At 50.9% G+C, this 21,321-nt stretch carries 20 protein-coding genes; 8 read left to right on the forward strand and 12 right to left on the reverse strand.

What is annotated here, in order from left to right; genetic code table 11:
- Positions 1-2 precede the first annotated feature (2 nt).
- On the reverse strand, positions 3-1,106 hold the full coding sequence (locus EPA93_RS13760; RefSeq protein ID WP_165423084.1) for a sigma-70 family RNA polymerase sigma factor: 1,104 nt from the start codon (positions 1,104-1,106) through the stop codon (positions 3-5).
- A 491-nt stretch (positions 1,107-1,597) separates the two neighbouring features.
- On the opposite strand from EPA93_RS13760, the gene EPA93_RS13765 reads away from it, so the two are divergent.
- Positions 1,598-2,122, forward strand: a complete 525-nt coding sequence (locus EPA93_RS13765) for a DinB family protein (RefSeq protein WP_165423085.1) — start codon at positions 1,598-1,600, stop codon at positions 2,120-2,122.
- 205 nt (positions 2,123-2,327) lie between these two features.
- Here the strand turns inward: EPA93_RS13765 and EPA93_RS13770 are convergent, their stop codons facing one another.
- Together EPA93_RS13770 and EPA93_RS13775 are read right to left on the reverse strand one after the other, a co-directional pair.
- Positions 2,328-3,440: a hypothetical protein gene (locus EPA93_RS13770; RefSeq protein ID WP_129888078.1), complete on the reverse strand. Its 1,113-nt coding sequence runs from the start codon at positions 3,438-3,440 to the stop codon at positions 2,328-2,330.
- A gap of 13 nt (positions 3,441-3,453) precedes the next feature.
- Positions 3,454-4,332 carry an acyl-homoserine-lactone synthase gene (locus EPA93_RS13775; RefSeq protein ID WP_129888079.1) on the reverse strand — a complete coding sequence of 293 codons (879 nt, stop codon included), beginning with the start codon at positions 4,330-4,332 and terminating at the stop codon, positions 3,454-3,456.
- 549 nt (positions 4,333-4,881) lie between these two features.
- Between EPA93_RS13775 and EPA93_RS13780 the strand changes: the two genes are divergently transcribed.
- Entirely contained in the window at positions 4,882-5,736 is an 855-nt protein-coding gene (locus EPA93_RS13780) for a C2 family cysteine protease (RefSeq protein ID WP_129888080.1), read from the forward strand.
- Positions 5,737-6,360: 624 nt separating this feature from the next.
- On the forward strand, positions 6,361-7,158 hold the full coding sequence (locus EPA93_RS13785) for an endonuclease/exonuclease/phosphatase family protein (protein WP_129888081.1): 798 nt from the start codon (positions 6,361-6,363) through the stop codon (positions 7,156-7,158).
- A 323-nt stretch (positions 7,159-7,481) separates the two neighbouring features.
- Here EPA93_RS13785 and EPA93_RS13790 read toward each other — a convergent pair whose 3' ends face one another.
- Together EPA93_RS13790 and EPA93_RS13795 are read right to left on the reverse strand one after the other, a co-directional pair.
- A complete protein-coding gene (locus EPA93_RS13790) occupies positions 7,482-9,089 on the reverse strand; it encodes an FAD-binding oxidoreductase (RefSeq protein ID WP_129888082.1) in 1,608 nt (535 codons plus the stop codon).
- Positions 9,090-9,295: 206 nt separating this feature from the next.
- Positions 9,296-9,739 carry a MarR family winged helix-turn-helix transcriptional regulator gene (locus tag EPA93_RS13795; RefSeq protein ID WP_129888083.1) on the reverse strand — a complete coding sequence of 148 codons (444 nt, stop codon included), beginning with the start codon at positions 9,737-9,739 and terminating at the stop codon, positions 9,296-9,298.
- A gap of 913 nt (positions 9,740-10,652) precedes the next feature.
- On the opposite strand from EPA93_RS13795, the gene EPA93_RS13800 reads away from it, so the two are divergent.
- Genes EPA93_RS13800 through EPA93_RS13810 form a run of 3 tightly spaced genes read left to right on the forward strand, consistent with a single transcriptional unit; the run spans position 10,653 to position 12,602 of the window.
- The gene (locus EPA93_RS13800) at positions 10,653-11,507 is read left to right on the forward strand and encodes a cytochrome c oxidase assembly protein (RefSeq protein WP_129888084.1); all 855 of its coding nucleotides are present in this window, start codon (positions 10,653-10,655) and stop codon (positions 11,505-11,507) included.
- Entirely contained in the window at positions 11,504-11,911 is a 408-nt protein-coding gene (locus EPA93_RS13805) for a cupredoxin domain-containing protein (protein ID WP_129888085.1), read from the forward strand. The genes EPA93_RS13800 and EPA93_RS13805 overlap by 4 nt, the downstream gene beginning before the upstream one ends.
- Positions 11,912-11,933: 22 nt before the next feature.
- Positions 11,934-12,602, forward strand: coding sequence for an SCO family protein (locus tag EPA93_RS13810; RefSeq protein WP_129888086.1), 669 nt, complete (start codon positions 11,934-11,936; stop codon positions 12,600-12,602).
- Positions 12,603-12,687: 85 nt separating this feature from the next.
- On the opposite strand, the gene EPA93_RS13815 is transcribed toward EPA93_RS13810, so the two are convergent.
- From EPA93_RS13815 to EPA93_RS13830, 4 genes are read right to left on the reverse strand one after another with little or no spacing between them, the layout of a single operon-like run.
- A complete protein-coding gene (locus EPA93_RS13815) occupies positions 12,688-13,260 on the reverse strand; it encodes a hypothetical protein (protein ID WP_129888087.1) in 573 nt (190 codons plus the stop codon).
- The gene (locus tag EPA93_RS13820) at positions 13,260-14,432 is read right to left on the reverse strand and encodes a hypothetical protein (protein WP_129888088.1); all 1,173 of its coding nucleotides are present in this window, start codon (positions 14,430-14,432) and stop codon (positions 13,260-13,262) included. Before EPA93_RS13820 ends, EPA93_RS13815 begins: the two co-directional genes overlap by 1 nt.
- A 30-nt stretch (positions 14,433-14,462) precedes the next feature.
- Positions 14,463-14,852, reverse strand: a complete 390-nt coding sequence (locus EPA93_RS13825) for a hypothetical protein (RefSeq protein ID WP_129888089.1) — start codon at positions 14,850-14,852, stop codon at positions 14,463-14,465.
- A gap of 11 nt (positions 14,853-14,863) precedes the next feature.
- A complete protein-coding gene (locus EPA93_RS13830; protein WP_129888090.1) occupies positions 14,864-16,354 on the reverse strand; it encodes a hypothetical protein in 1,491 nt (496 codons plus the stop codon).
- Positions 16,355-16,787: 433 nt separating this feature from the next.
- Here EPA93_RS13830 and EPA93_RS13835 point away from each other — a divergent pair, with 433 nt between their 5' ends.
- Together EPA93_RS13835 and EPA93_RS13840 are read left to right on the forward strand one after the other, a co-directional pair.
- Positions 16,788-17,213, forward strand: a complete 426-nt coding sequence (locus tag EPA93_RS13835; RefSeq protein ID WP_207229535.1) for a carboxymuconolactone decarboxylase family protein — start codon at positions 16,788-16,790, stop codon at positions 17,211-17,213.
- A 125-nt stretch (positions 17,214-17,338) separates the two neighbouring features.
- On the forward strand, positions 17,339-18,346 hold the full coding sequence (locus tag EPA93_RS13840) for a catechol 2,3-dioxygenase (protein WP_129888091.1): 1,008 nt from the start codon (positions 17,339-17,341) through the stop codon (positions 18,344-18,346).
- Between the two features lie 183 nt (positions 18,347-18,529).
- Here the strand turns inward: EPA93_RS13840 and EPA93_RS13845 are convergent, their stop codons facing one another.
- The 3 genes from EPA93_RS13845 to EPA93_RS13855 all read right to left on the reverse strand — a co-directional run bounded on the left by EPA93_RS13845 (position 18,530) and on the right by EPA93_RS13855 (position 21,308).
- Positions 18,530-19,522, reverse strand: coding sequence for a quinone oxidoreductase family protein (locus tag EPA93_RS13845; RefSeq protein WP_129888092.1), 993 nt, complete (start codon positions 19,520-19,522; stop codon positions 18,530-18,532).
- 374 nt (positions 19,523-19,896) lie between these two features.
- Positions 19,897-21,006, reverse strand: a complete 1,110-nt coding sequence (locus tag EPA93_RS49040) for a DUF2087 domain-containing protein (protein ID WP_207229536.1) — start codon at positions 21,004-21,006, stop codon at positions 19,897-19,899.
- Positions 20,940-21,308, reverse strand: a complete 369-nt coding sequence (locus EPA93_RS13855) for a hypothetical protein (protein ID WP_129888093.1) — start codon at positions 21,306-21,308, stop codon at positions 20,940-20,942. The genes EPA93_RS49040 and EPA93_RS13855 overlap by 67 nt, the downstream gene beginning before the upstream one ends.
- Positions 21,309-21,321 lie beyond the last annotated feature (13 nt).

Here is a 21,321-nt window from a genome sequence, read left to right on the forward strand (position 1 = left end):
TCTTAATTGAGGTAATCCTGCAAGCTTGTACGCTGACCCAGGTAACGCAACTTATGAATAGCTTTGGTCTCGATCTGGCGTGCGCGCTCACGCGAGACGTGGAGTTCTTTGCCTATCTCCTCAAGCGTATGGCTCCTGCCATCGCTAAGGCCGTAGCGCATAGAAATGATCAGGCGCTCTCGCTCAGTGAGATACTGTAGAACTTCGTCGATCTGCTTTTTGAGTAGATCCCGACTAACTATATCGACAGGAGTTTGCAAGCCGTCATCCTCGACGAGATCGCCAAGAGAATGATCATTGTCCTCGCCAACGGGCATCTCTAAGCTCAGCGTCTGGGGGCTCACCTTAAGCACTTCGCGCACCTTTTCCGGGCTTGTTTGCAAACGCTCGGCAATCTCCTCAGGGCTTGGCTCGTGGCCAAGAGCTTGCAATAATTGCTGCTGGACCTTGTGCATACGGTTGGCAAACTCAACTAGATGCACCGGTAGACGAATAGTACGTGCATGATTGGCGATAGCGCGGCCGATTGCCTGGCGAATCGACCAGGTTGCAAACGTGCTGAAGCGATAGCCTTTATTGACGTCGAACTTTTCAAGTGCTGACATCAAGCCTGTGTTGCCTTCTTGAATGAGATCTTGTAAAGAGAGGCCTCGTCCCATATATTTTTTGGCAACGCTAACCACCAGGCGCAAATTTGCCTCAATGAAATGGCCCTTGGCCTGCTGAGCCTGCTCAATGATGTGCTGATCTGGCTGGATATGCAGCAATCTGGCTCGCTCTTGTTCCTGCTTACCGCGCTCGATGATGTGAGCAAGGCGCCTTTCCTCTTCCGCACGTAGGAGAGGAATGCGGCCAATCTCATGCAGATACATGGTCATAGAGTCTTCGACTCCATGTTCGGCCATGAGCGAAGGAAGGAGATCCCTCTCTACGTCAGGCTCTTCATCATCTTCGGCTTCCTCAGCATCCTCCAGGAACTCTAGCTCTGCTGATTCTTCTGCAATGTCATCAGCGAGCAATGCCTCATCTACAGTTTGTAACTCATCCGAAAATTGGGAATCATGCTCGAAAAGGGCTTCTGGTTTATCTCTATAGAAAATGGCCATAGTAATATCCTCTTTAATATCCATCAGTGGCTATAACTAGTAAAAATAGAATGGCTGAGCGATAGGTTGAGAAATATATTTGTTGAGGAAGCCTATCGAAGCAGTAAAGATATATTGACAACTAATCATTTTCGGCATAATAGATAACATTTCATAGAGGAAGATTATTCCAGCCGATCCCTTCAACCACAAAGCCCCTGAGAGCTTTCGCCGAGTCTGGGAACAATAGGCAAAAACTTATTGACGAGGATATGGACAATGTGCTATCGTATTTAAGCTTTTAAAATGAAAAGCGTTGGTTAAGTTACCACATGCATGTGGTATGGGTTGTTGGTGTGGCTGACAGATGTAATGAGCTAACCGGTAAGCAAGCGCTGTTGAGTAAAGATGCGTTCAGCAGGAATGTAAGGTGCGCCGCGTGCTAGCGCGCGGTTTGTGTGCTCTGTCAGAGGCTTGCGTACTGCGTTGGCCAGATAGAAAGGGGTATGAGTATGGATGTCACGCCATGGCTTCTAGAGCAATTACGAAGTAGCGCCAGAGGATTTGCGGGCACAGTTGAACAGATTCCCTCCGAACGATTAAGTGTAACACCTCCGTATCCGCGCTGGCTTGGCGAATGGAGTGCGGCACGGCACGTCTTCCATATGCTTTATCACGAACGTAAATTTCCCCTGGCTTTTGCACGCAAATGTCTGCAGCTTCCTCCGTTAGAGAGCCTCGATGAGAAGGAAAATATTGCCTGGCAGCTCTGGGATCAGGATGTTCCGCATACGCTGGCAGCCTTTCTGCAGGCGCGACAGAATTTGCTCGACTTGCTGGCTAAGTTTGCGCCCGAGGCGTGGGAAGCGCCACGCGAGCAGGAAGAGTGGGGGGCTATTACACTGCGCTGGACAGCAACCAAAGCTTATCAGCATACCAGCGAGCATACACATAATGTTTTACGCTTGCTGATATTTTGGGATTGTGCAGCTTATGAGGAACAGGAACTCCTCAAGCGAGAGAGCAAAGATGCTTGATAGTTCTTCTTTGAATGTTATGGGTGCCTGTGAAAACTCATGCTCTGATAACAGCTGAGACGCATAGGCAACGAATTGTCAGATCTCACCGAGCTACAAGGGATCGTAGTCTCGATCTCAGAGGACCTGTTCGCCAAGCTCATCGATTCTGAGAGCTCCTGCGATGTTGGGAGGAAAGACGAACAGGTCTATTTGTGCCTTGCGTTTATCCTATAGGGGGACGGCGATCAGGAGTTCTCGGCGGAACTGAGATGGGCATTTCGGGTGATGCCGTGGAGGTGGTGAGTGCCGGGAGAGTTCTCAGCTCGTTAATGAGCGCATCGAGGGGACCGCCGCTTGGCAGGGGCCATCTAACATATTGTCCTCGCTTGGCAGCTTGTAATGTAGCGATGAGCCGTTGCGTTTCCTGTTCCGTTTGCCGCAGGGTGCTTTCTGCCTGTCTAGTGTGCTGCAAGCGCGCAAATAGGGTATTGAGCGAGGAAGCCACCTGCCACAGGATATTTTCTTGTGGCAGCGACGTGCGAGTGGTGAACGTGCCATTGGCGGCGTTGGCCAGCATCGCCATGATTTCTTTGATCCCTCGTTCCAACTGCTGCTTCTCTTGGGCTACCACTTCTTGCAAGGCAGCTAGCGCTTCTGCTTGGTTAGCGCGTGTGATAGCCTGATCCGTTGATCTAGCTGCTATAAAACTCAAGAGGAAGCCACCAATCTGAATGATGATTGGACGGGCGAAGGCAACGGTTGGTCCATGCCAAAGAGTAATAAGTGTGCTGAGATCAGAAGTATGGGGAAGTAGATAAAAGTCGCTAAGAATGCATATGATGTGTAAAAATAGAAATAGCCACAAATAGCGATGAGACAACAACACTCCAGCAGTGATCAAGGGGATGATAAACAGGTCAAAAGTCAGAAGCCAGCCAGTGCTCAAACCTCCCTTGGCACTGAGCAGGGCCCCTTCAATGAGAGCATCCATACTACAGATCAGCAGGAGAGCGGCCAGCACCTGCTGGTTTAACCGATTGAGCAAAAGTGCGGTGAGGACAATGAGCATGAAGGCAAGAATACCTGCTGCTGTTGCCAGATCGATTCCTGCTTGCTGAAGCAAGAATAAGGGAGCAATGAAGAAAAAGGGTGCGATCAGGCTAGTCAAACCTGATCGGCGAAGATGCTCACGGGCTTGGGGGGTTGGGGCAGTCTCATACGAGAGCGTCCCGGCGGGAGCGGTAAGGCGAAACCACCAGTCGAACCGACTGCGTTGTGGGAGGCGGTGACGAGACTGTGAGGTCAGGCGTTCTTGTAAGGGCTGTATTGGTTGCATTGCTGTAACTCCTTCAATAGAGAAACAAGATGGGACAGACAGTGATTCCCTGCATTGCTACGAAATCAGAGAGAGCACAAACTGTCGTCTGGTGCAGTTCCCTATGAGGCACCGCTGCCATCGGGGAACGGTATGGATACTTGACGGGGGCATTTATCCACTGAGTATTGTGGCATAGGGCCAGCATCCTGCCAGCTCGCTCATGCTCGCCGGCTGCCCGAATGGCATGGATAGTTGCAGCTAGATCAACGACGGCCAAGGCGTATCCCCCTCGTCTGTCAACGTGGTGGGTGTAGAGTTCCTTAAAGACGAAGTGTGATCGTTTCATCACACGTAAATAGCCAGTATGGACGATACCTATCGTGTAGCGCTGATGTGTCTGCTCCGCCTGAGCATAGGCAAGAGCGTAGATGAGGTCACGTGCCACAGCACAGGAAAAACTGCTGTCTTGCAGGGCTGAAGGGCAGTACCAGCGCCCGCGCTGAACACACAGGCGGGTCAACTCTAAGAGATCATCACAGTTATAGTGGTCTTTGAGATATGTCAGAATAGGATCAGGAATCATTCCGGCTTCAGCAAATTCGTTGACTACCATCGAATCGTTCCAACACCGTAGCTGAAAGATTCGCACGCCTGCTAGAAGGTGTTCGCGCTCCCGATGATCTATCCCATATACGCCGTAAATGTTGATAGTCTCATCGTCTATTTGGTCATAGCGATCAGATTCACACCCTTCAGGATCAACAAGGAGAGTCCAACCCAGCCGCTTAACAAAAATCTCGGCCCGGAGGCGTTGGTACTCCTGTTGCTTGGAGACATCGTGCCAGTCGATCCTTCGAATGCAATAGCGATGCCCCTGTTCACGAGCGTCATAGATATCTAGATAAAGCATTCTGTGTACCTTTCCATATCACATCCTTGTGTAAGTAGTATTGACGAGCAGATGGTTTCTGTCAATAATTTAGGTGAAATAGGCTATTTGAGAAATTATTCACGTAACATTAAAAAGAGGAGAGACAATTAAGACATACAAAAGGGCTGTGCAAGTATGCATTGAGAGGAAACACACAATGCTTATAAGTCCGTCATATTTTTGAGTGCTCGGGAGGATGAAGAATAAGTGTTTGGTTTCTACGACTTTGCCCAGACTTCATCCTCCCTTGTGCTAGTTACCTGAGTTCTACCCAAAACGTGGGGCGAAGCCCAACAAAAGAGAAGCTAAAGGAGCATCAAGGAGAGGAGCGAGAGGAGCGAGCACGCTGCCAGAAGAGTTTTATCTTGCTCTGAGCTTCTCCTCATACAGTTTCCACTATAAAAGGATTGCTACATCTTACAGATTGTCTCATGACAGAAACAGAGCAAGTAAGCTAATATTGCCTGGTTACCACCTATCATACTTGCAGATGTTTTACTGAAAAAGACTCGTGTAAAAGGAGAAAAGATGTTTCGCAAACCACGAACTTACTTGCTGGCAGGGATGCTGGTAGCAGTTATTCTGCTGGTAACACTAACTTCCCATCAGCTGAATGCCTCAGCAGCAGGAACAGAGCAGGTCAAGTCTCCGAAAATTCCGAAGGGACTACACTATGCTAAGATTCCCGGACAAGTATTGTTTGCAAAAGATAAGAATGGTAATCCTATAATCTCTGGAGATCTTGGCAATATTAAACAAGGCGATGCTGGCGACTGTTATTTCCTATCTTCGCTGCTTGCCGTAGCTCAACGCTCGCCGGATACCATCAAGCAGCACGTCCATGACAACGGAGATGGTACCTACTCCGGTATGTTCTATGGACTGCTAGACGGAACGCATCGTAACTTTCAAGCGACCGTCAATGGAGAGCTTCCTGAGGATAGCAAAGGCAATATAGCCTACAACGATGTGGAAAATATTCATGGCCAAACTGTGACATGGGCCGCTATGACAGAGAAGCTGTGGGCAGCTGTCAACAAAAACGATTATGCAGGTATCGATGGGATCGGCAATTCGGATGCAAATGATCATGATATCCAGAATGGCTTGTATGCTCTTACTGGGAAAGATGCTGTGGGAAGAAAAATAGCATCGCTTACCATAGACCAGATACAGCATGACCACGATCAAGGCGTCATTGTGATTGGAACTGCTGCTAAGGATGGAAAACTTGAGGCCGATCATGCCTTCGCTGTCCTTGGTGTGGATGCCAAAACTCAGGTGGTAACGCTGGGAAATCCCGATGGCGATACAAGCAAAATCAGTCTTTCAGACTTGAAGAACTCTAACGCGAATCAGTATTTTACAGTACAGATTTCGTAATCCTGATCATACATCAGTTTGAGCTGCGATCATCTCTGGGGGATGAAAAGCTCAATGGTAGCAATCTGTGAAGATGGCTCTGCTAGCGCGATACTCACGCTTTGGCCAAATATACATCCTATGGCAAGAAAGCACAAAGTCGTGCCTTGTAGCGAATGGGGTGTCGCACCGGGAAGGTCTGGCAGTGTAAGTTGCCAGACCTTTTTGCTTAGCATCCACGTTGAAGTTTTCGATACGCAAAGACGAGCGTGACACCAAATGGTGAGATAAGGGCATGAGAAGCCGAAACAAGACGAATGATTGGTTTCCATAATGAGAGAACTTTTGACATGGCATTGCTGTATACAGGCTCTTCTGACTCATTGTTGGGTTTGCCCTGCCACGTAAGCACTCAATTTTCACCTATCCCATTTGTGAGATGAGTGCTCGACTTCTGGAAAAAGATGGCAAGATATCCTGGCATGGGCCTGCGTACTTCAGGCGCACACGTGCGCCCGGCAGTTAGAACTGGCGAATCATGCGCCTTTCTCCTTGCAAACTTTTGAGGTATAAGGTACACTTAAGGTAAGAAACGTTGTGTTGGAAGGCAGAAGGAATGCTTGGACCGAAAGGAGTGTGGATGGCATGAGAATTATCACCTATAACATCTCTTATGGAGGACAGGAAAGGGTTCCATTGATTGCGCAGATCTTGCGTGACCAGAATCCTGATCTGGTAGCCCTTCAAGAAGCCAATGATCGAAGCAACGCCGAGAAATTAGCTAGCATGCTGAATATGCACCTGATTTATGGCGAGTCCGACAATAGCTTTCGTGTGGCCTGGCTCTCGCGCTTGCCCGTCTTGCGTGTTAGCAATTATCAGCTTCCTTTCCTTTTGGAAGGCCCGCGCACCGAATTTACGATGGAGAAAACCTTGCTTGGTATCGACGTAGAATGGAATGGTGAAGTTGCCAATCTTTACACGACACACCTGCAATCGCGCTATCCTGATGAGTATGAAGAGTGTCGTCTGCGCGAAGTTGAGGCTATTTTAGAGGAAATACAGCCAATGCGCGAAAGGCCTTTTTTGCTGACAGGTGACTTGAATGCTTTTGCTCCTGGAGATCCTGTCGATTTCTTGCCTATCGGCGAGGAGGATTTCGCTGATCCGCGATTAATAGAGCAGGGAAAGCGTCTAGCGATTGCACGACTCAAGGCGGCTGGGCTAGTGGACTGCTATCGTGTGCTGAATCCCACACAAGCTGGCTATACCAGCAATGCCAGGAGGGGACCTTCTCAGCGTAACGATTATTGTTTCGCTTCACCTCGACTCGCTCTCTCTTTACACTCCTGCCAGGTAATCATGAATGAGCTAACTCCAAAGGCAAGCGATCATCTGCCAGTACAGGTGGAGTTTGTTGACAAGTCAAGCAGGGAGCTTTGATCCCCTGAAAACGTGCACCAAGGCCATTTCGGTGCGACTCACCGCTTGTGTACGATCCCAATTCGGGATCGTACGCAGGATCGCAAGCAGTGGAAGAACTGGTTGAGGGGTTACGTAAGGCGGTTGAACTATTTGAACTACCGAGCAGCGGAGGGAATATGCGAGTTTTTGCCGCATTTCCTTAACAAATTGTTGCACTTCTTCTCCCCGGGTTGACCGGAAACGCGCCACACACAGAACCCTAATGGATAATGTCCCCTGGCGTTTCAGCCCGGCCAAGCTTGCCAGGCTGAAGCTGAGAGCATGAATTTCCAGGCAGCTGTTTAGCTTTTGCTGGCCGGCGGAATGCTCTGGCCAAAATGGAAGAAGTTGCCAGGGTCGTAGCTGGTCTTGACGCGCTGCAGGCGTGCTAGATTTGGACCGTAGTAAGCATGCTGCCAATCGGCAAGATCTGGATCAACGTAGTTCTGGTAAGCTGCCCCGCTGGCGTAAGAGCGCATAGCCTGCCACGTCCCAGTAAGCCAGGCGTGATTGGCCGATATAACCGATTCTGGGGCGGCGGCATCCCAACTCGTCGAGTATTGGATGGAGAAAAGCGCATTGCGATGTGCAAAGGCTGTAGCATCGGGAGCGACGCGATTGATAGCACCCCCCAACGAATCGATCCCAATCCCGCCGCCTCCAGGTGTCGAATCGTTCTGGCGGCGCTCGATAGCTTTTATCAGTGCATCCAGTCCAGAATGAGGCAGAGCATTGGTAAAGTAATCAGATTTTACAGTATCGATCTCGCGCTTCAGCTGGCCCTGTGGGTCCTGTGTGGGCAAATGGCATTCGTGAACGCTCTTATTGTAGCAGCCTGCTTCATAGAGCATAGCCTGGAGGAGATCAGAGGCCCAGGCATAGCGACTGGTCGGCGCTTTACCCGCCTTACTGATAAGCTGATCAAGCAGCCCATTCAGCTGAGCGACCTCGCCTACATATACGCCATTGATATGCATAATGGGACCTGTATTATCGCTGGTAGTGAGGAGCAGGAAGTTGGACCAGAGCTCATCAGGGGCATGAGGAGCCCAGTTCTGCCAGGCATCGAGAATGGCAGCTGTATCGCTCCAGGGCCAGCCCAGGCTAAAGAGAGAGAGCGATCCGACCACGTGCGTCTGGAAGGTGAATGAAGTGACAATGCCAAAATTTCCACCCCCGCCGCCGCGCAGGGCCCAGAAGAGATCTGCCTCGTGTTGGGCATCGCAGGTCAGGATACGCCCATCCGCCAGAACTACCTGCGCCGAGAGCAGATTGTCGCAGGTGAGACCAAACTTACGACCAAGCACTCCAGCACCCCCACCCAGCGTGAGACCGGCAACTCCTACAGTGGGACAGGAGCCGGCGGGCAGGGCCTGGCCGTGCTGGGCCAGCGCTGAATAGACATCGATCAAGCGCGTGCCTGCTCCAATAGTGGCGGTGTTCTGATTTACCGTCACAGTGTTCATCCGCGTTACGTCGATGACCAGGCCAGTAGTTGTCGAATAGCCTGCGTAGGAGTGGCCGCCGGCGCGTAGTGCAATAGGGAGCTTATCAAAGTCTTGCGCGAAGGCCAGGCATTTTTGTACATCAGCGGGTGAGGCACAATAGGCTATCCCGGCTGGCTTGATAGTATCGAAGCGCGGGCTAAAGAGCTGACGCGCGGTAGCATACTGAGGGCTATCAGGCCTGACAAGTGTGCCCTGCAAACTTTTGGCAAGCTTGGACCAATCAGTATTATCGGGCAGAGGGCGGCGGGTTGGACTTGGTGTAGGGCTGAGGCCTGCTGTGGGACTGGCCTGCCCTGCAATGGCCTGGCTGCTCTGACAGGCAACCAGAGGACCCGCCAATGCCCCTACTCCACATAGCGTCAGAAACTGGCGACGGCTTATAGCGTACATATGCCTACCCATGAATGATGATGCTATCCTTTCCTTACAACAGCTACAGGCCCATAGAGTGCTAGTGAGGATGATATACTCTCGATCGGCCAGAGACAACCTTGCAACACAAACTTAACAGCATTGCGACGTAAAAACAATGCAATGGTTCACAAACATTTCGTTATTTCTTTTGCTTTGTCCTGATCCGCGCTTGCCCAACTGGAATTGTCTCGTTTTTAGCGCTCGGCTAGCAGATGTCTTAGTAGTGCCGCAAAGTGCTCTGAGCCTTCGGGTATGCTGGCAAAAAAATTATGATCTACTTCTGCTACAATCTGGATGGCCTGCTTTACTTTCTCCAGGCCTTGAGGCGTTATGCTCAGACATTTTGCGCGCGTATCGACTGGATGTGGAGCGCGTTGGATAAGCCTCTTCTTTTCTAATGTTCGTACCACTTCCGAAGTCATCATCACATCTGTATGTGCGTGGCGAGCAAGCTGTATTTGCGTGACTGGCGTACCTTGCTGGTTGAGCCGGTTAATGCTGGCTAGTAAGACAAACTGCACGTGTGTTAGCCCTAATGGCTCTAGAGCCGCTCGCTGATATTTCTGCCAGAGATTGGTTACCTGCCAGAGCAAAAATCCCAGGCTTTGTTCTGGCATCTCATAACTAAATTCATCCATAGTACAGAAGAGACTCCTTTAGCATTGTTCTCTACACTTTTGCTCTGATACGACGTAATGACTATCTGCCAGGAACCAGGCCGCATGTTAAGGGCTTTCTTCAGCTCTTTTGTCTGCCACCTGGGGCAGAACAGAGGAGAGAAAAATTGGAGCCAGTTTGCTAGCTCGCGGGGCGTTCTCCTGGCCCCTGCTTTAAGAACCTATTCCTCAAAATCTCTCTGGCGAGAACTGGAGGGTTCAGATGCGTGCTAAAAGGGTAATTCTGCTACGTGTGCGATATCGTCTTATAGTTCTCGCGATGTATAAACACAAATCATCCGGTTGGGGAAAAAGGCCACTTCAAGGCAAAGAGAGCTCAATCCGTGAGTCATGCAAGCTTTGTCTCATCTTTCCTAAATTATACAACCAACGGTCCGAAGGCTGAAAGCTTGCCAATTTTATATAGGACTCCTGTCAGCTCTGAAGTATTTGGTCTGATGCCTGGCAAAGTTACCTATTTTTGGGGAATGGCTGAACCTGGGATATCTACTCATACAACTCAGGAAAATACCTGAAAGCCAGCGATTTTTCACTTACAGTAAAGTACTGAGCACTTGTGGCCCCGGCAGCTTTCAAGGCTCTCTCGGCCTGCAACAGAGTTAGTTAAGCGCAAACAGATAGGTTAAGGTCGTTGGCGTGTCAGATAGAAATAGACTGAGAGCAGGCAATGCGCTTCAGGTTATTGCCTGATAGACAGCCTTTTGACTTAAGCCTATACTCCTCACACGAAGTAGGGGCACAGGCTTTCGAGGCGACGATCCAGGAACTTTGCTCAGTCTTTTCAGGCTTATGATGAATAAGGTGCAAGGCGGCAAGATACTCCTATGAATGTGCTGCCCCTCTTCGTACACATGATTGGAGAAGGAGGTACGGGATGTTCACAGGTACAACAGCAATATTTTCAGGCGAGAGCGACTTATGGGACTGGCTGCCACTATTAGTGCTAGCAGTGAGTATGATCATAGCCTATCTCAATATTATCAGGCTGGCTCATGATCAGCATTCTCCAACAGAACCGCTGGCCTGGGCGAGGCTGGCAGCTTTTTTCAGTGGCCTTGGCATTATGCTTCTTTGCTGGATTGTGCCAATGGATGCGCTTGGTACAGCATATCTCTTCACAATACATATGAGCCAGCATCTCTTGCTGTCACTGATTGCCGCTCCGCTCATCTTGCTGGGCTTGCCTGCCTGCTGCTGGCAACAGTTGCTCGGTCAAGCATTACACAAACGCGGCTTTGTCCTGGCAAGCAATCCATTTATCGCGTCAGCCATCTTTAATGGTAACATCTGGATCTGGCACGCTCCTCCACTCTATCAGGCGATGATGCTTTATCCAGGACTGCATTTTCTGGCGAATCTTTGCTATTTGCTAACCGGGCTGCTCTTCTGGTGGCCGCTGCTTAACCCCTTAGAGGAGGGGCGTATGCTGCGTTCGCTGGCTAGCAAATTAGCCTATCTTTTCTTTAGTGATATGCCTATGATGCTACTTGGGGCCGGGCTCACTTTCTCACATCCGCTCTACGAGCTAAGCATGAGCGCAATGGGCTCACATGGGATGGCGCATATGGCGCAAAGCTCAATAATGATAGAGGGAAGCGACCAGCAACTTGGCGGATTGCTTATGTGGGTTGCAGGCAATCTCTTCTTTATTGTCATCGCCTGCAGCATTGGCTTGCACTGGCTACTACAGCAAGAACGCAAAGAACAGGAGGCCGAGAAGGCGAGATGAATACAACGAATAGAGCACCGAAAAGGCTGCGAATCATATCTATCGCAGGTACGCTCCTGCTGACATCATTTCTTGCTGCCTGCACTGTAAAGGATCAGGCATCGCTTGCTTCGGGGCCACAGGTAAGGATGGGTGTCTCAGATTTCATTGACAAAAAAGTCGACGTTCCTGTCGGACAATCTATCCAGGTTGTCGATACAGTTAATTCTCCTCACACCGTGATTAACGGAACCTGGGATGGTTCGACCCAGAAGCCCGGCAGCGAGCCAGGAGCGCCCAAAGCTAACCTGAACTTCACTGGGGAAGGCCAATCTCAAACAATAGGACCGTTTAAAACTACTGGCGATTTTAAGTTTTACTGCACGATTCATCAGGGGATGAATCTGGATATTGCGGTCAAATAGGCCTGGAAAGAGGATTTGCACAATGCGTAAACGTGTGTTGCTTGCACGCTCAGTGCAGAGCTGGCTCTGGATAATAGCGGCAATTCTATTTCTCTCGGCCTGTGGGCGGGCAGGTCAAACAGATATGAGCATGAACATGAATACTATGCCTTCATCCTCCGACGCGACGACTCCGGCAGAGGCAGACCTGGGCAAAGCACCAGGGCCGGATTTTCGACTGCAGGATCAGCAAGGAAAACCTGTTGCTCTTTCGCAACTGAAAGGCAATGTTGTGGTGCTCTCTTTCCTGTATACGCATTGCCCGGATATGTGCCCGCTCGCGGCTGAAAAATTTCACCAGGCGCTCTCTCAGCTAGGCGATGATGCTAAAAAAGTATCTGTACTTGCCGTAAGCGTTGATCCAGCCAATGATACTGAAGCAAGTGCGCAGAAATTTTCGCAAGAGCACCGCCTGGATACCAATCCCAGATGGCATTTCTTGCTCGGCAAGCGCGATGAATTGATTCCTATCTGGAAGGACTATCATATTTATACAGATGCGCTAAAGCAAGATGCTAACGGTCAAGCCATATCACATATGGGCATTGTTTACCTGATTGATCAGCAAGGGAAGGAGCGCACATTATTGCCGGTAAACTTCTCTGCAAAACAGTTAGCCAACGATATTAAAGGGCTCCTCAAGGAGAGTTAAGCCTTTCAGACGAGCAGAAGGTGAAGGATTATTGCTGCTCGCCTGAAAATACTTGAGAATTATAAGCTGAGAGTTCTCGCAGGCCTTATGACCAGCTCCATACCTGCGAGAATTTCTTTGGCTGCACCTTCAACCAGGCCCAGATGATGAGGGCAATCAAGCCGTAGAGCGGCAGTAGCCCAACTAGCCAGCTGAGCAGAATCGGCGGTCCGGGTCGCTCAAGTAGCATTATTGGAGCCAGGCGCCCAACTCCGTGACCTAGTGGACCGTCAATTTCAAACAGAAATGTCCACGGTCCCTCTTCGGGCAAGACGGTGATACTCAATCCCCAGTCCTCATACATTCGCGGATGACGCTGCAATTTGTGCACAATTTCCTGTCCGCTGGGAGAAATCAATGTGACAGTACCGTGCTTATCAGCGATGCCGCCATCAGGAATAAAGATGATATCCAACGAGCGATCCGCGTGCATAGGCCAATCGCTAAAACCAGTAGTAACGGTATAGGGTCCCACTTTCACCTTCTCCTGATGCACCGCGGTTATACCCTGGTAGCCAGGTGCTGGTGTCCCATTGGTTCCACTTTGCGACATCGCCGGGAGCTGTGCACCTCCCAACGCGATCAAAAACGCTGTAATCAGGAAGAACACGTGCCTCATTATGCGCTCTCCTTTACGCTGGCAGCGAGAATTGCACCCACATTGGCCTGGCTACTCTGCCGTAGCGTATAGCCAAGCATCCAGCCGAGCGTTCCACATACCATACCCAGCAATGGCGCAACCAGAAGCGTAGGCACCATGCTTGCGCTGACACCCGAGAATACGTAGAGAGGTGGGTAGCATAAAGCTAGCAACAAAGCTGCAATACCCGAAAGCAAGAACACGCAGAGGGCGTTGTTCCAATGTAGGCGTCGTGCCAGCAGAAACAGTGCATCTATGCTTAAGGCAGCCACAAGGAAGCCGGCCGGATACATGCAGGGAAGCACAGCTATTTGATAGGCTCCTTCACGCATCAGGAGATTGAGCGAGGACGCGTAAACGGCTGTGGCCCAGGGAGCGAATAGCCAGTTTCCAACATAGAAGAGGGTAAAAATGCCGCCAGCTAGCGTGGCTATCCAGGGTCGTTGGAAAACAGCGACGAGCAGCAGCAGGATCGCTGATGAGAAGGCGACCGCAACTAAAGTTCTTCCACTCAATAGGTCAAAGAGCCCTGGTACTTCGGGAAGATAGAAAGAGAGCGAACAGAGCATAAGGGCAGCGGCAAAGGCAATGCCGATAATCGTGGCCCGCCGCAGCCATGTTCCTGCCGGTGAGAGATGGTATAGCTCAGCGAAGGCATACATTGCGCCAACGATAGCGATATGCTCGGCGAGCGACAGGCCGATATGGGGTGGGGAAAAGACGACGGCATCAAACCCATAGACACTATGCCACCATAGATCATAGGCTCCGTTTAGCAAGTTTACGACAGCTCCCAGACCCGCGATTAAGAAGCCCAGCGGGGCATGAAAGCTGCCCCCTAACACCGGCACGGTTGTCGTGGCAACTACCTGCGCGCTCTCGCGGCGATGATAGTTATAGGTGCTCAAGAGCGTAATAAACAAACAGGGCAGCCCGGCCAGGGCCATACCGCCGAATACCATCATATGAGGGGCTGTGAAGAATGTATCGGGCCCAACGTTAGCATGCCATTGCACATCCCATGCGACCCCAACCTCTCCAAGTAGAAGCCCCAGGGCCAAAATGACTGCGCCCACCAGACGACGACGAACCTCGTGTAGGATCTCGTTTCTGGCTGTTACCTCATTTGTAAGAATATAAGATTGTAACAACTCTAGCTTCCTTCCTGTGCTACATAGGCGTTACGCGTTCACCTGAACAGTGAAGCGTAAGGTCTCGGCTATCGTGCCTCGGCGAATATGCATATTAATATCCCAGCTACCAGGCATGAGAAAGAACGAGCCATGGGCATGATAACTGCCCACGCCATCTTTCTGCGCGAGCACTTCTGGCGATGCATGTCCCATGGTAGGCATTACCGGGGCAAGAGCGAGCTCATCGACTGTAGTGGGTTGCCCTTTCTGATCCTGCACGACGATAGTTGCGTTACACTCTCCTGTTCTTGTGCTATCCAGGCTCATTTGAACAATAAAGTGTGCGGATTGGCTTGTTTGCGTATATGAATTGCTTCCACAGGCTACCAGCATAAATGCCAGACAAGCCAGACAAGCGGCTTGAATAATCGTGAGCATTTTCCTTCCTTTCATTGTGCTGAAACTTGTAATTGAAAAGGGACAGTGATAATCTGATGCGCATGCTGAAACTGCATCCAGCCTTGATAAGTTCCTGGCTCTGGAAAGGTATAGACGAACTGCACATCGGGTCCAAAGTATTGAGTGTTCTGGGGCCAGGTCGTATCGCCAGCGCCTGTTCCATTCAACCAATCGGCGGGCGAGGAGCTTACCGGTCCCGGGGCACCAGGCATGGCCCCAACGGCATGCACATGGGCGAAAAGCATGCCATCATTACTGCGCATGAGCAGGTGACCGGCCATCCCTAACCAGGGCTGAATATCTGTCACAGGCCGACCGTTCCTGGTGATATGGAACGTTAAGGTTATCGGTTCTCCACTAAGTATCGGCGTGTGTGAAGCTGAGATCTGGATCTGGAGATCGGCGACGTTATGCATTCCCAAACCTGTGCGTACAGCGGGAGTGGATGGGGAGAAATGGCCGCCAACCTCTAGCGTATGCATTATCAATTGATCACCGCTATTGAGGCGTTCAATCTCTGCATAGACGCTGTATTGTCCTGGCTGATCAGGAATAAAGGATATCTGAAAGTGCCCAGGAGCGAGCCGCGCCGGGTGAAGATGGCGAAAGAAGCTGCCATCCTCATTAATGATGACAAGATGCATCAAAGCGTCGTGATTGAGAACAAGGTCGTCTATCGGGAGCCCGGTCGAGCCGTCTGTTAGCTGTATATCTAGCGTCAGCGCTTGACCAGCAATAGGTTTTGCCGGCATAGAAACTAGCTCTACATTCACATACGGACGGCCAATGCTTAGTTGAGAAGGTGTGCCTGCTTGAGAAGTAGTAGCAGAGCTTAACTGGATAGTCGGGGCTGGCATGAATGCCTGTTGCGCGGCAATAGTTAACGCAGCAGTCAAGCTAATAATGGCGAGCAGCCCGAAAGCATAGATGAATGGGCGTGGCATAGATATATGTAGCCAGCTACATACGAGCCCTGCCACGACGCTGGCTGCCAGAATCAGGCCCAGGAAGGCAAAGGCACCATACACCAGTAGCGAAGCGGCATCAGGCGTTGGCGCAATCACTGTAAAAGGAATAAGTGAACAGGCTTTTTTTGGTGTATTCTGCAGACAAAGTTCGAGTTCCCACATCCCCCCTTCCTGAACATGAAGTTGTACATAGTAAGGTCCAGGCTGCCCGGCAATCAGGCGCACTCTGGCCCGATTGCTGTCAGTAAAGGGCAGGTTGCTCGGCGCTGCCCGCAAGGAGAGGACTCCATCTTTTATGTCAGTGTGCGCAGTAATTTTTAGGTTGAGAGGACCGGGTACACGCATCGTTGGTTCGACTTCTGTGGCGATTTCGTATGGGCCTACGGTCTGCGTGTAGGTTTGCGGGCCATTGGTTGGTCCACCATGCGCAAGAGCAGTTCCCGGAAGTCCCAATAACGCCATGCAGACGATCAAAAGGGAGGCAAGATAGCGCGAGTGCTTCACTACAGACATGAACATCTTCTACGTTCCGCACGTGTGGAAACGTAGACCTCCTTCACTATTTACGTGATACCCGAATAGGTTGCTTATTCATAGCGGTCGTCCCAACTTCTCTCCCTTGAGATGGTTCGGCCATTGGCTCTCGGATAGTATAGTCAGAACGCCTGGAAAGCGCGTCCACCCCTGGTTCGATTCTGGTTCGATTTTGGAGGATAGCTTTTCTCCAACCTGAGACTGATGATCATGAGCCAGCGACGCGGTATTAGAGTACTTGCCTCTGAGATGAGGGGAGATGTCCTAAGCCTGTTTGTCCAGGCGGGCGCTTTCGGAGATCAGCAGAGACGAAGTGAGGCATCACATCATCAAATAAGCTATAATAGGGGTAAGCTTACCTCAAGAGATGAGAGACCTTGACTTGAGATACGTCCTCGAAAGGAGCGAACGCATGAATTCTCATACTGAAGGTAATCAACTTCCAGACCTCAACATGGACCCCCAGGAGCTTGAAGCTCTCCGTCAACGCTATGTGGAACTGATTGGCTATGTTCCTCCTCGCATTCTGGCACGGACAGATCTTCTGGCCCGTCTTGACCCAGAATTGCTCTCGCTAGAAGAAACCGTTCGGGCACATGCTATGTACCCAAAGTGCTTTGACGTAAAGACTTCACAACTTATGCTTTTTGGCATGCTGCTCGTCCTGTTATCTGATGCTGCCCACTTGCACGCGCGGGCCGCGCTCCGAGCCGGAGCGACCTGGGAAGAACTGAGCGCTGTAGTTAATCTCGCCTTCCTATTTCGCGGTCTCCCGGCAGCCAATCGTGGAGCACAGATTATTCAAGAGCTCATTGCATCTTCTGAAGAGAAGAGCTAAGCGCCAAGCTGTGCGCCAAACAATCGATTGCCTTGTATGTAGATAATTTGTAGCCTGGCAAGTATGCCAATAACGCTGAAAGGTTGTCGATTCAGAATCTCCCGATGAAGGGCGGAGGTCATACAATGCAAGACGCTCATGAACCGATCCGTGATATTGCTCATTTAGGGCATGTTGAACTTTTGACACCGAAGCCTGCTGAAAGCGCCTGGTTTTTTAAGGAGATCCTGGGCATGGAGGAGACGGATTGTCAGGGCCAATCCATCTATCTACGCGCCTGGGGCGACTATGATCATTGTACCCTCAAGCTGACAGAGGCACCTCAGGCCGGCTTAGGGCATGTTGGCTGGCGTACGATGAGCCCGCAGGCGCTAGAGCGCCGGGCGCGCCGGCTGGCAGAGCTTGGTTATGGCAAACAATGGATTGAGGGAGATATCGGGCATGGCCGTGCTTATCAGTTCGAGGACGCTGACGGCCATTTCATGGAGATCTATTATGAGTCGCAGAAATACAAAGCTGCGCCTCATATGTCCTCAAAACTGATTAATCAGCCCCAGAGATATACCGGGCGCGGCATAGGGACAAAACGCATCGATCATGTGAATCTCATGTGCAGTGACGTGACGCTTAACAGGATCTTCCTCCAGGAGAATCTAGGCTTTCAGTTGCGCGAATGCTTGCAGCCGGAGGTAGATGGAATTGAGGAGGGGGCCTGGCTCAGCGTAACCCCTCTGGTCCACGATATCGCTTACACGCGCGATTTTACCGGCAATCACGGACGCTTACATCACGTGGCTTACTGGCTCGATAATCGAGAGGAAATTTTGCGTGCTGCGGATCTTCTGATAGAGAACGATATCTTTCTGGAAGCTGGACCTGCTAAACATAATATTACGCAGGCTTTCTACATTTATTTATATGAGCCAGGAGGGAATCGCGTTGAATTGTTCTCAGGTGGCTACCTGATCTTTGCCCCTGATTGGGAACCTGTTATCTGGAGGAAGGCTGAGCGCGGACGCGGTGTGTACTGGGGAGGAACCTTGCCCACAAGTTTCCGGACCTATGGCACGCCTGTTAGGGCAGAACCGCAGTCGGTCCAGGAAGAGCGCCCGCTAACCTTCGACCCCATTTAATTTCTTGCTGAGAGTAAGATAGAATACCCTGGCCTTTTCAAGCTAGCTCTCAAAGAGGAGAGCTAGCGGGGCAAGGTTCTTAACTGGCATGTTGTGAGAGGCTATAGATATAGCCATGCGCGAAATTTGTATCTTTGGCCTGCTTCAGAAAAAGAAGAGCTTGTGCAAGAGAAGCGCCTGGTTTTATGGACGCATGACGATTTTGCCATAGGAGGCGCGCGCTTCGAGCCAGCGATGTGCTTCCGCGATGTCTGCTAGGGCAAAGGTACGCGTGATGCGAGGCCGTACCTCTTCGCGCTCGACGTAGCGATACAGTTCCTCCCTCCCTCGGGCAATCAGCTCAGGGTGTTGCTGCATCAAAGTCATTATGGAAAAGCCCTGGAAGCGTTTGCTGCCTAGCATAAGGCCTGCAAGGCTTTCGGGCGGTATGGCCGGTAGACGCCCGCTGACGAGGCCATAGAAGATAAGGCGACCGAAGGGAGCAAGCAGCGGCAGGCTTTCAAGCAAGATCTGATCGCCAATCGCATCTAGAATCACATCAACTCCTTTGCCTCCCGTTGCCTGTTCTACCTGTTTGGCCCAATTTGGTTCGCTGTAATTGATGAGCACATCAGCCCCCAGCTCCTGGGCAAACGTGAGCTTGTTAGGCGAGCTCGCTGTCGCAATGATCTGCCCAGCTCCCATGGCGCGGGCAAGTTGAAGTGCTAAATGCATAACTCCTCCCGCTGCGGCATGGATCAGGATGCTCTCACCAGGCTGTAGCCTGGCTGATGTTGCCAGCAGATGGTAGGCGGTCTCGCCCGAAACCGGAAGCGTCACTAACTCCTCGGCGGAGAGCGTTGTTTTGGGCAAAGGCAGAATGCGGTTGGCGAGAGGCAGCAAGGCATATTCGGCGTAAGCTCCGGAGGGAGCGAAGCCAAGTAAATGATCACCTTCATGAATCTCTTCCACACCAGATCCAACCTTAACAACCCTGCCGTATACATAGCCACCAGGCGCAACCGGGAAAGTTAGCGTGCCCCATAGAGCCGAAGCGCGCACCTGGCTATCAATATAACCAACATCAATGGCCTCCACCTGAAGTAAGATCTGCTCAGCTTCCGGCTGCGGAATAGGCGCCTCTTCAACGCGCAGGACTTCAGGTCCACCATGCTCATAATATCGCACGATCTTCATTTGACTACTTCTTTCTGCGATTATTTTGTGGATTGGCAGCCGAACGGATACGCCATACTGTCTTCAGGCTCTTATTGAGATAGGGATTACCATGTGTTTTCCTGACTGCCATAAGAGGTCCTTACCTCTCTGGGGTAGTATGCAATGCTGAGGCTGCTTTAGCCAGGAGTTTGCTGTGTACTATGTCTGGAGAGTAACAGCTTTAGGCGCTAATATTGGTAAAGAGGCGTGGACAATGGAAGAAAGGAAGCGTTGAGGAGCCATGCCAGGCTGAATGGTAAGGAACATCTGCTATACTGCTTCCATGATAAGCGTGAAGGCTAAAATATCCTCTGAGTTTGGCTAAGGAGGAATGGTTCTCAAGAGCATGAGAACTATTCCTCGCTGTCAAGGTCTGAGCCAATCAACCAGTAGCGCGAACCGTCGCGCGTGCGATTGATAAAACGATACTCGTATAAGGCTCGGCGCAAAGCAGCAGTATCCTTAAACGTACACTGCTGCAGCAATATTTGATTGACCTCATTCTCGCTATACACCCGCCCAAATTCGAAAAATCCCGTCAGATACTCTAACAAGAGCACCTTATCACGCTGCCTGGCTGGCGGCCACAGGACTAACTTGCCGTGCTTATCGAGGAAGCGGCGTAGCTCCTTTGGGCGAGTAGCCTCCTCAGAAGTAGCCTGGGTATTGCCAGCAGCCAGGCGTAACAGAGCTTGAGCTGTACGCGCAAAGAAGAAGGAACTGGGGCGATACGTCTTGCTGGCACCTTCCCGGCGGCGCTCATAGAGATAGCCAAGCGAAACAAGCTGCTTGAGGTGGCGTGAGACGCTGGATTGGCTCAGCTCAAGTGCAGCAATAATCTCCTGGGCAGACATTTCATTCTGTTGGATCAGCAATTCAACAATGCGTAAATGAGTTTCATCTCCCAGGGCATCGAGACGGGCGCGCAGCTCAGAGCGGGTGACGGGTGTCGCGTGTAGCGCAGCTACATCGTAATTTGGCGGCTCACTGAAAAAGAGCCGAAAACTTGCTCCATCTTCCCAATAGGTAACCTGGCGACCGGTGTGCCATGAAGGCACAAGAATGATTTTAGAGGCTGTAGTTGAGGCGGTGACAAGATCGGTAGCCAGTTCGCGCCCAGTAAATGTAGCGAAAAGTTCGCCTAATGAAGCAGTCTCGTCAAGGCTATGGGCAAACATTTCAACCTGCCAGCGTAACGCCGATTGGGCCCGCCTCCACTCGCTGGCCAATGCCCGGAGCCAGAGCTTTTCGAGATGGGAGACAATAAGCTGATGTAGGGCCGAAGCATCATTAAGGAAGGCGTGGACCTCCCTTTGTAAAGCCGGATCAAAGGAGGCTTGCAGCTGTATACGATCAACGCAGCTCTGATAGGCCTGAACGTCACTGAGCAGGCGGGCTACATCTGGCGTTGTTGATAAGCCTTCGCTAGATGGGAAGCGCCGCGCCGCGCGTAGCGAAAACAAAGCCTTTCAAGCACGTGATTGCGTAGCGCTAAAGGATCTTGTTCGGCCAGATGCTTCAGATAACTTGGAAAATCAGGTTCCTCCTGAACAGGGATAAGGGCATCGCGCAATCCTTCGAAGATTAAGCGATTTGTGTGATGCTCTTCAGATGTGAGCTCTTTTGCCGTTTGCGCCACCCACGGGCTGGGAGCAGGAAAAGCCTGAAGCGCAGTGAGTAGGGCGAAGCTATTGAGCGCATTATAGACCGGCTCAAGAGAGACCTTGATAGGAGGGGTTGGATGAGATGAAAATGCCTCAGACATGAGAAAATTGCTC

It is taken from the genome of Ktedonosporobacter rubrisoli, assembly GCF_004208415.1.
GTDB lineage: Bacteria > Chloroflexota > Ktedonobacteria > Ktedonobacterales > Ktedonobacteraceae > Ktedonosporobacter > Ktedonosporobacter rubrisoli.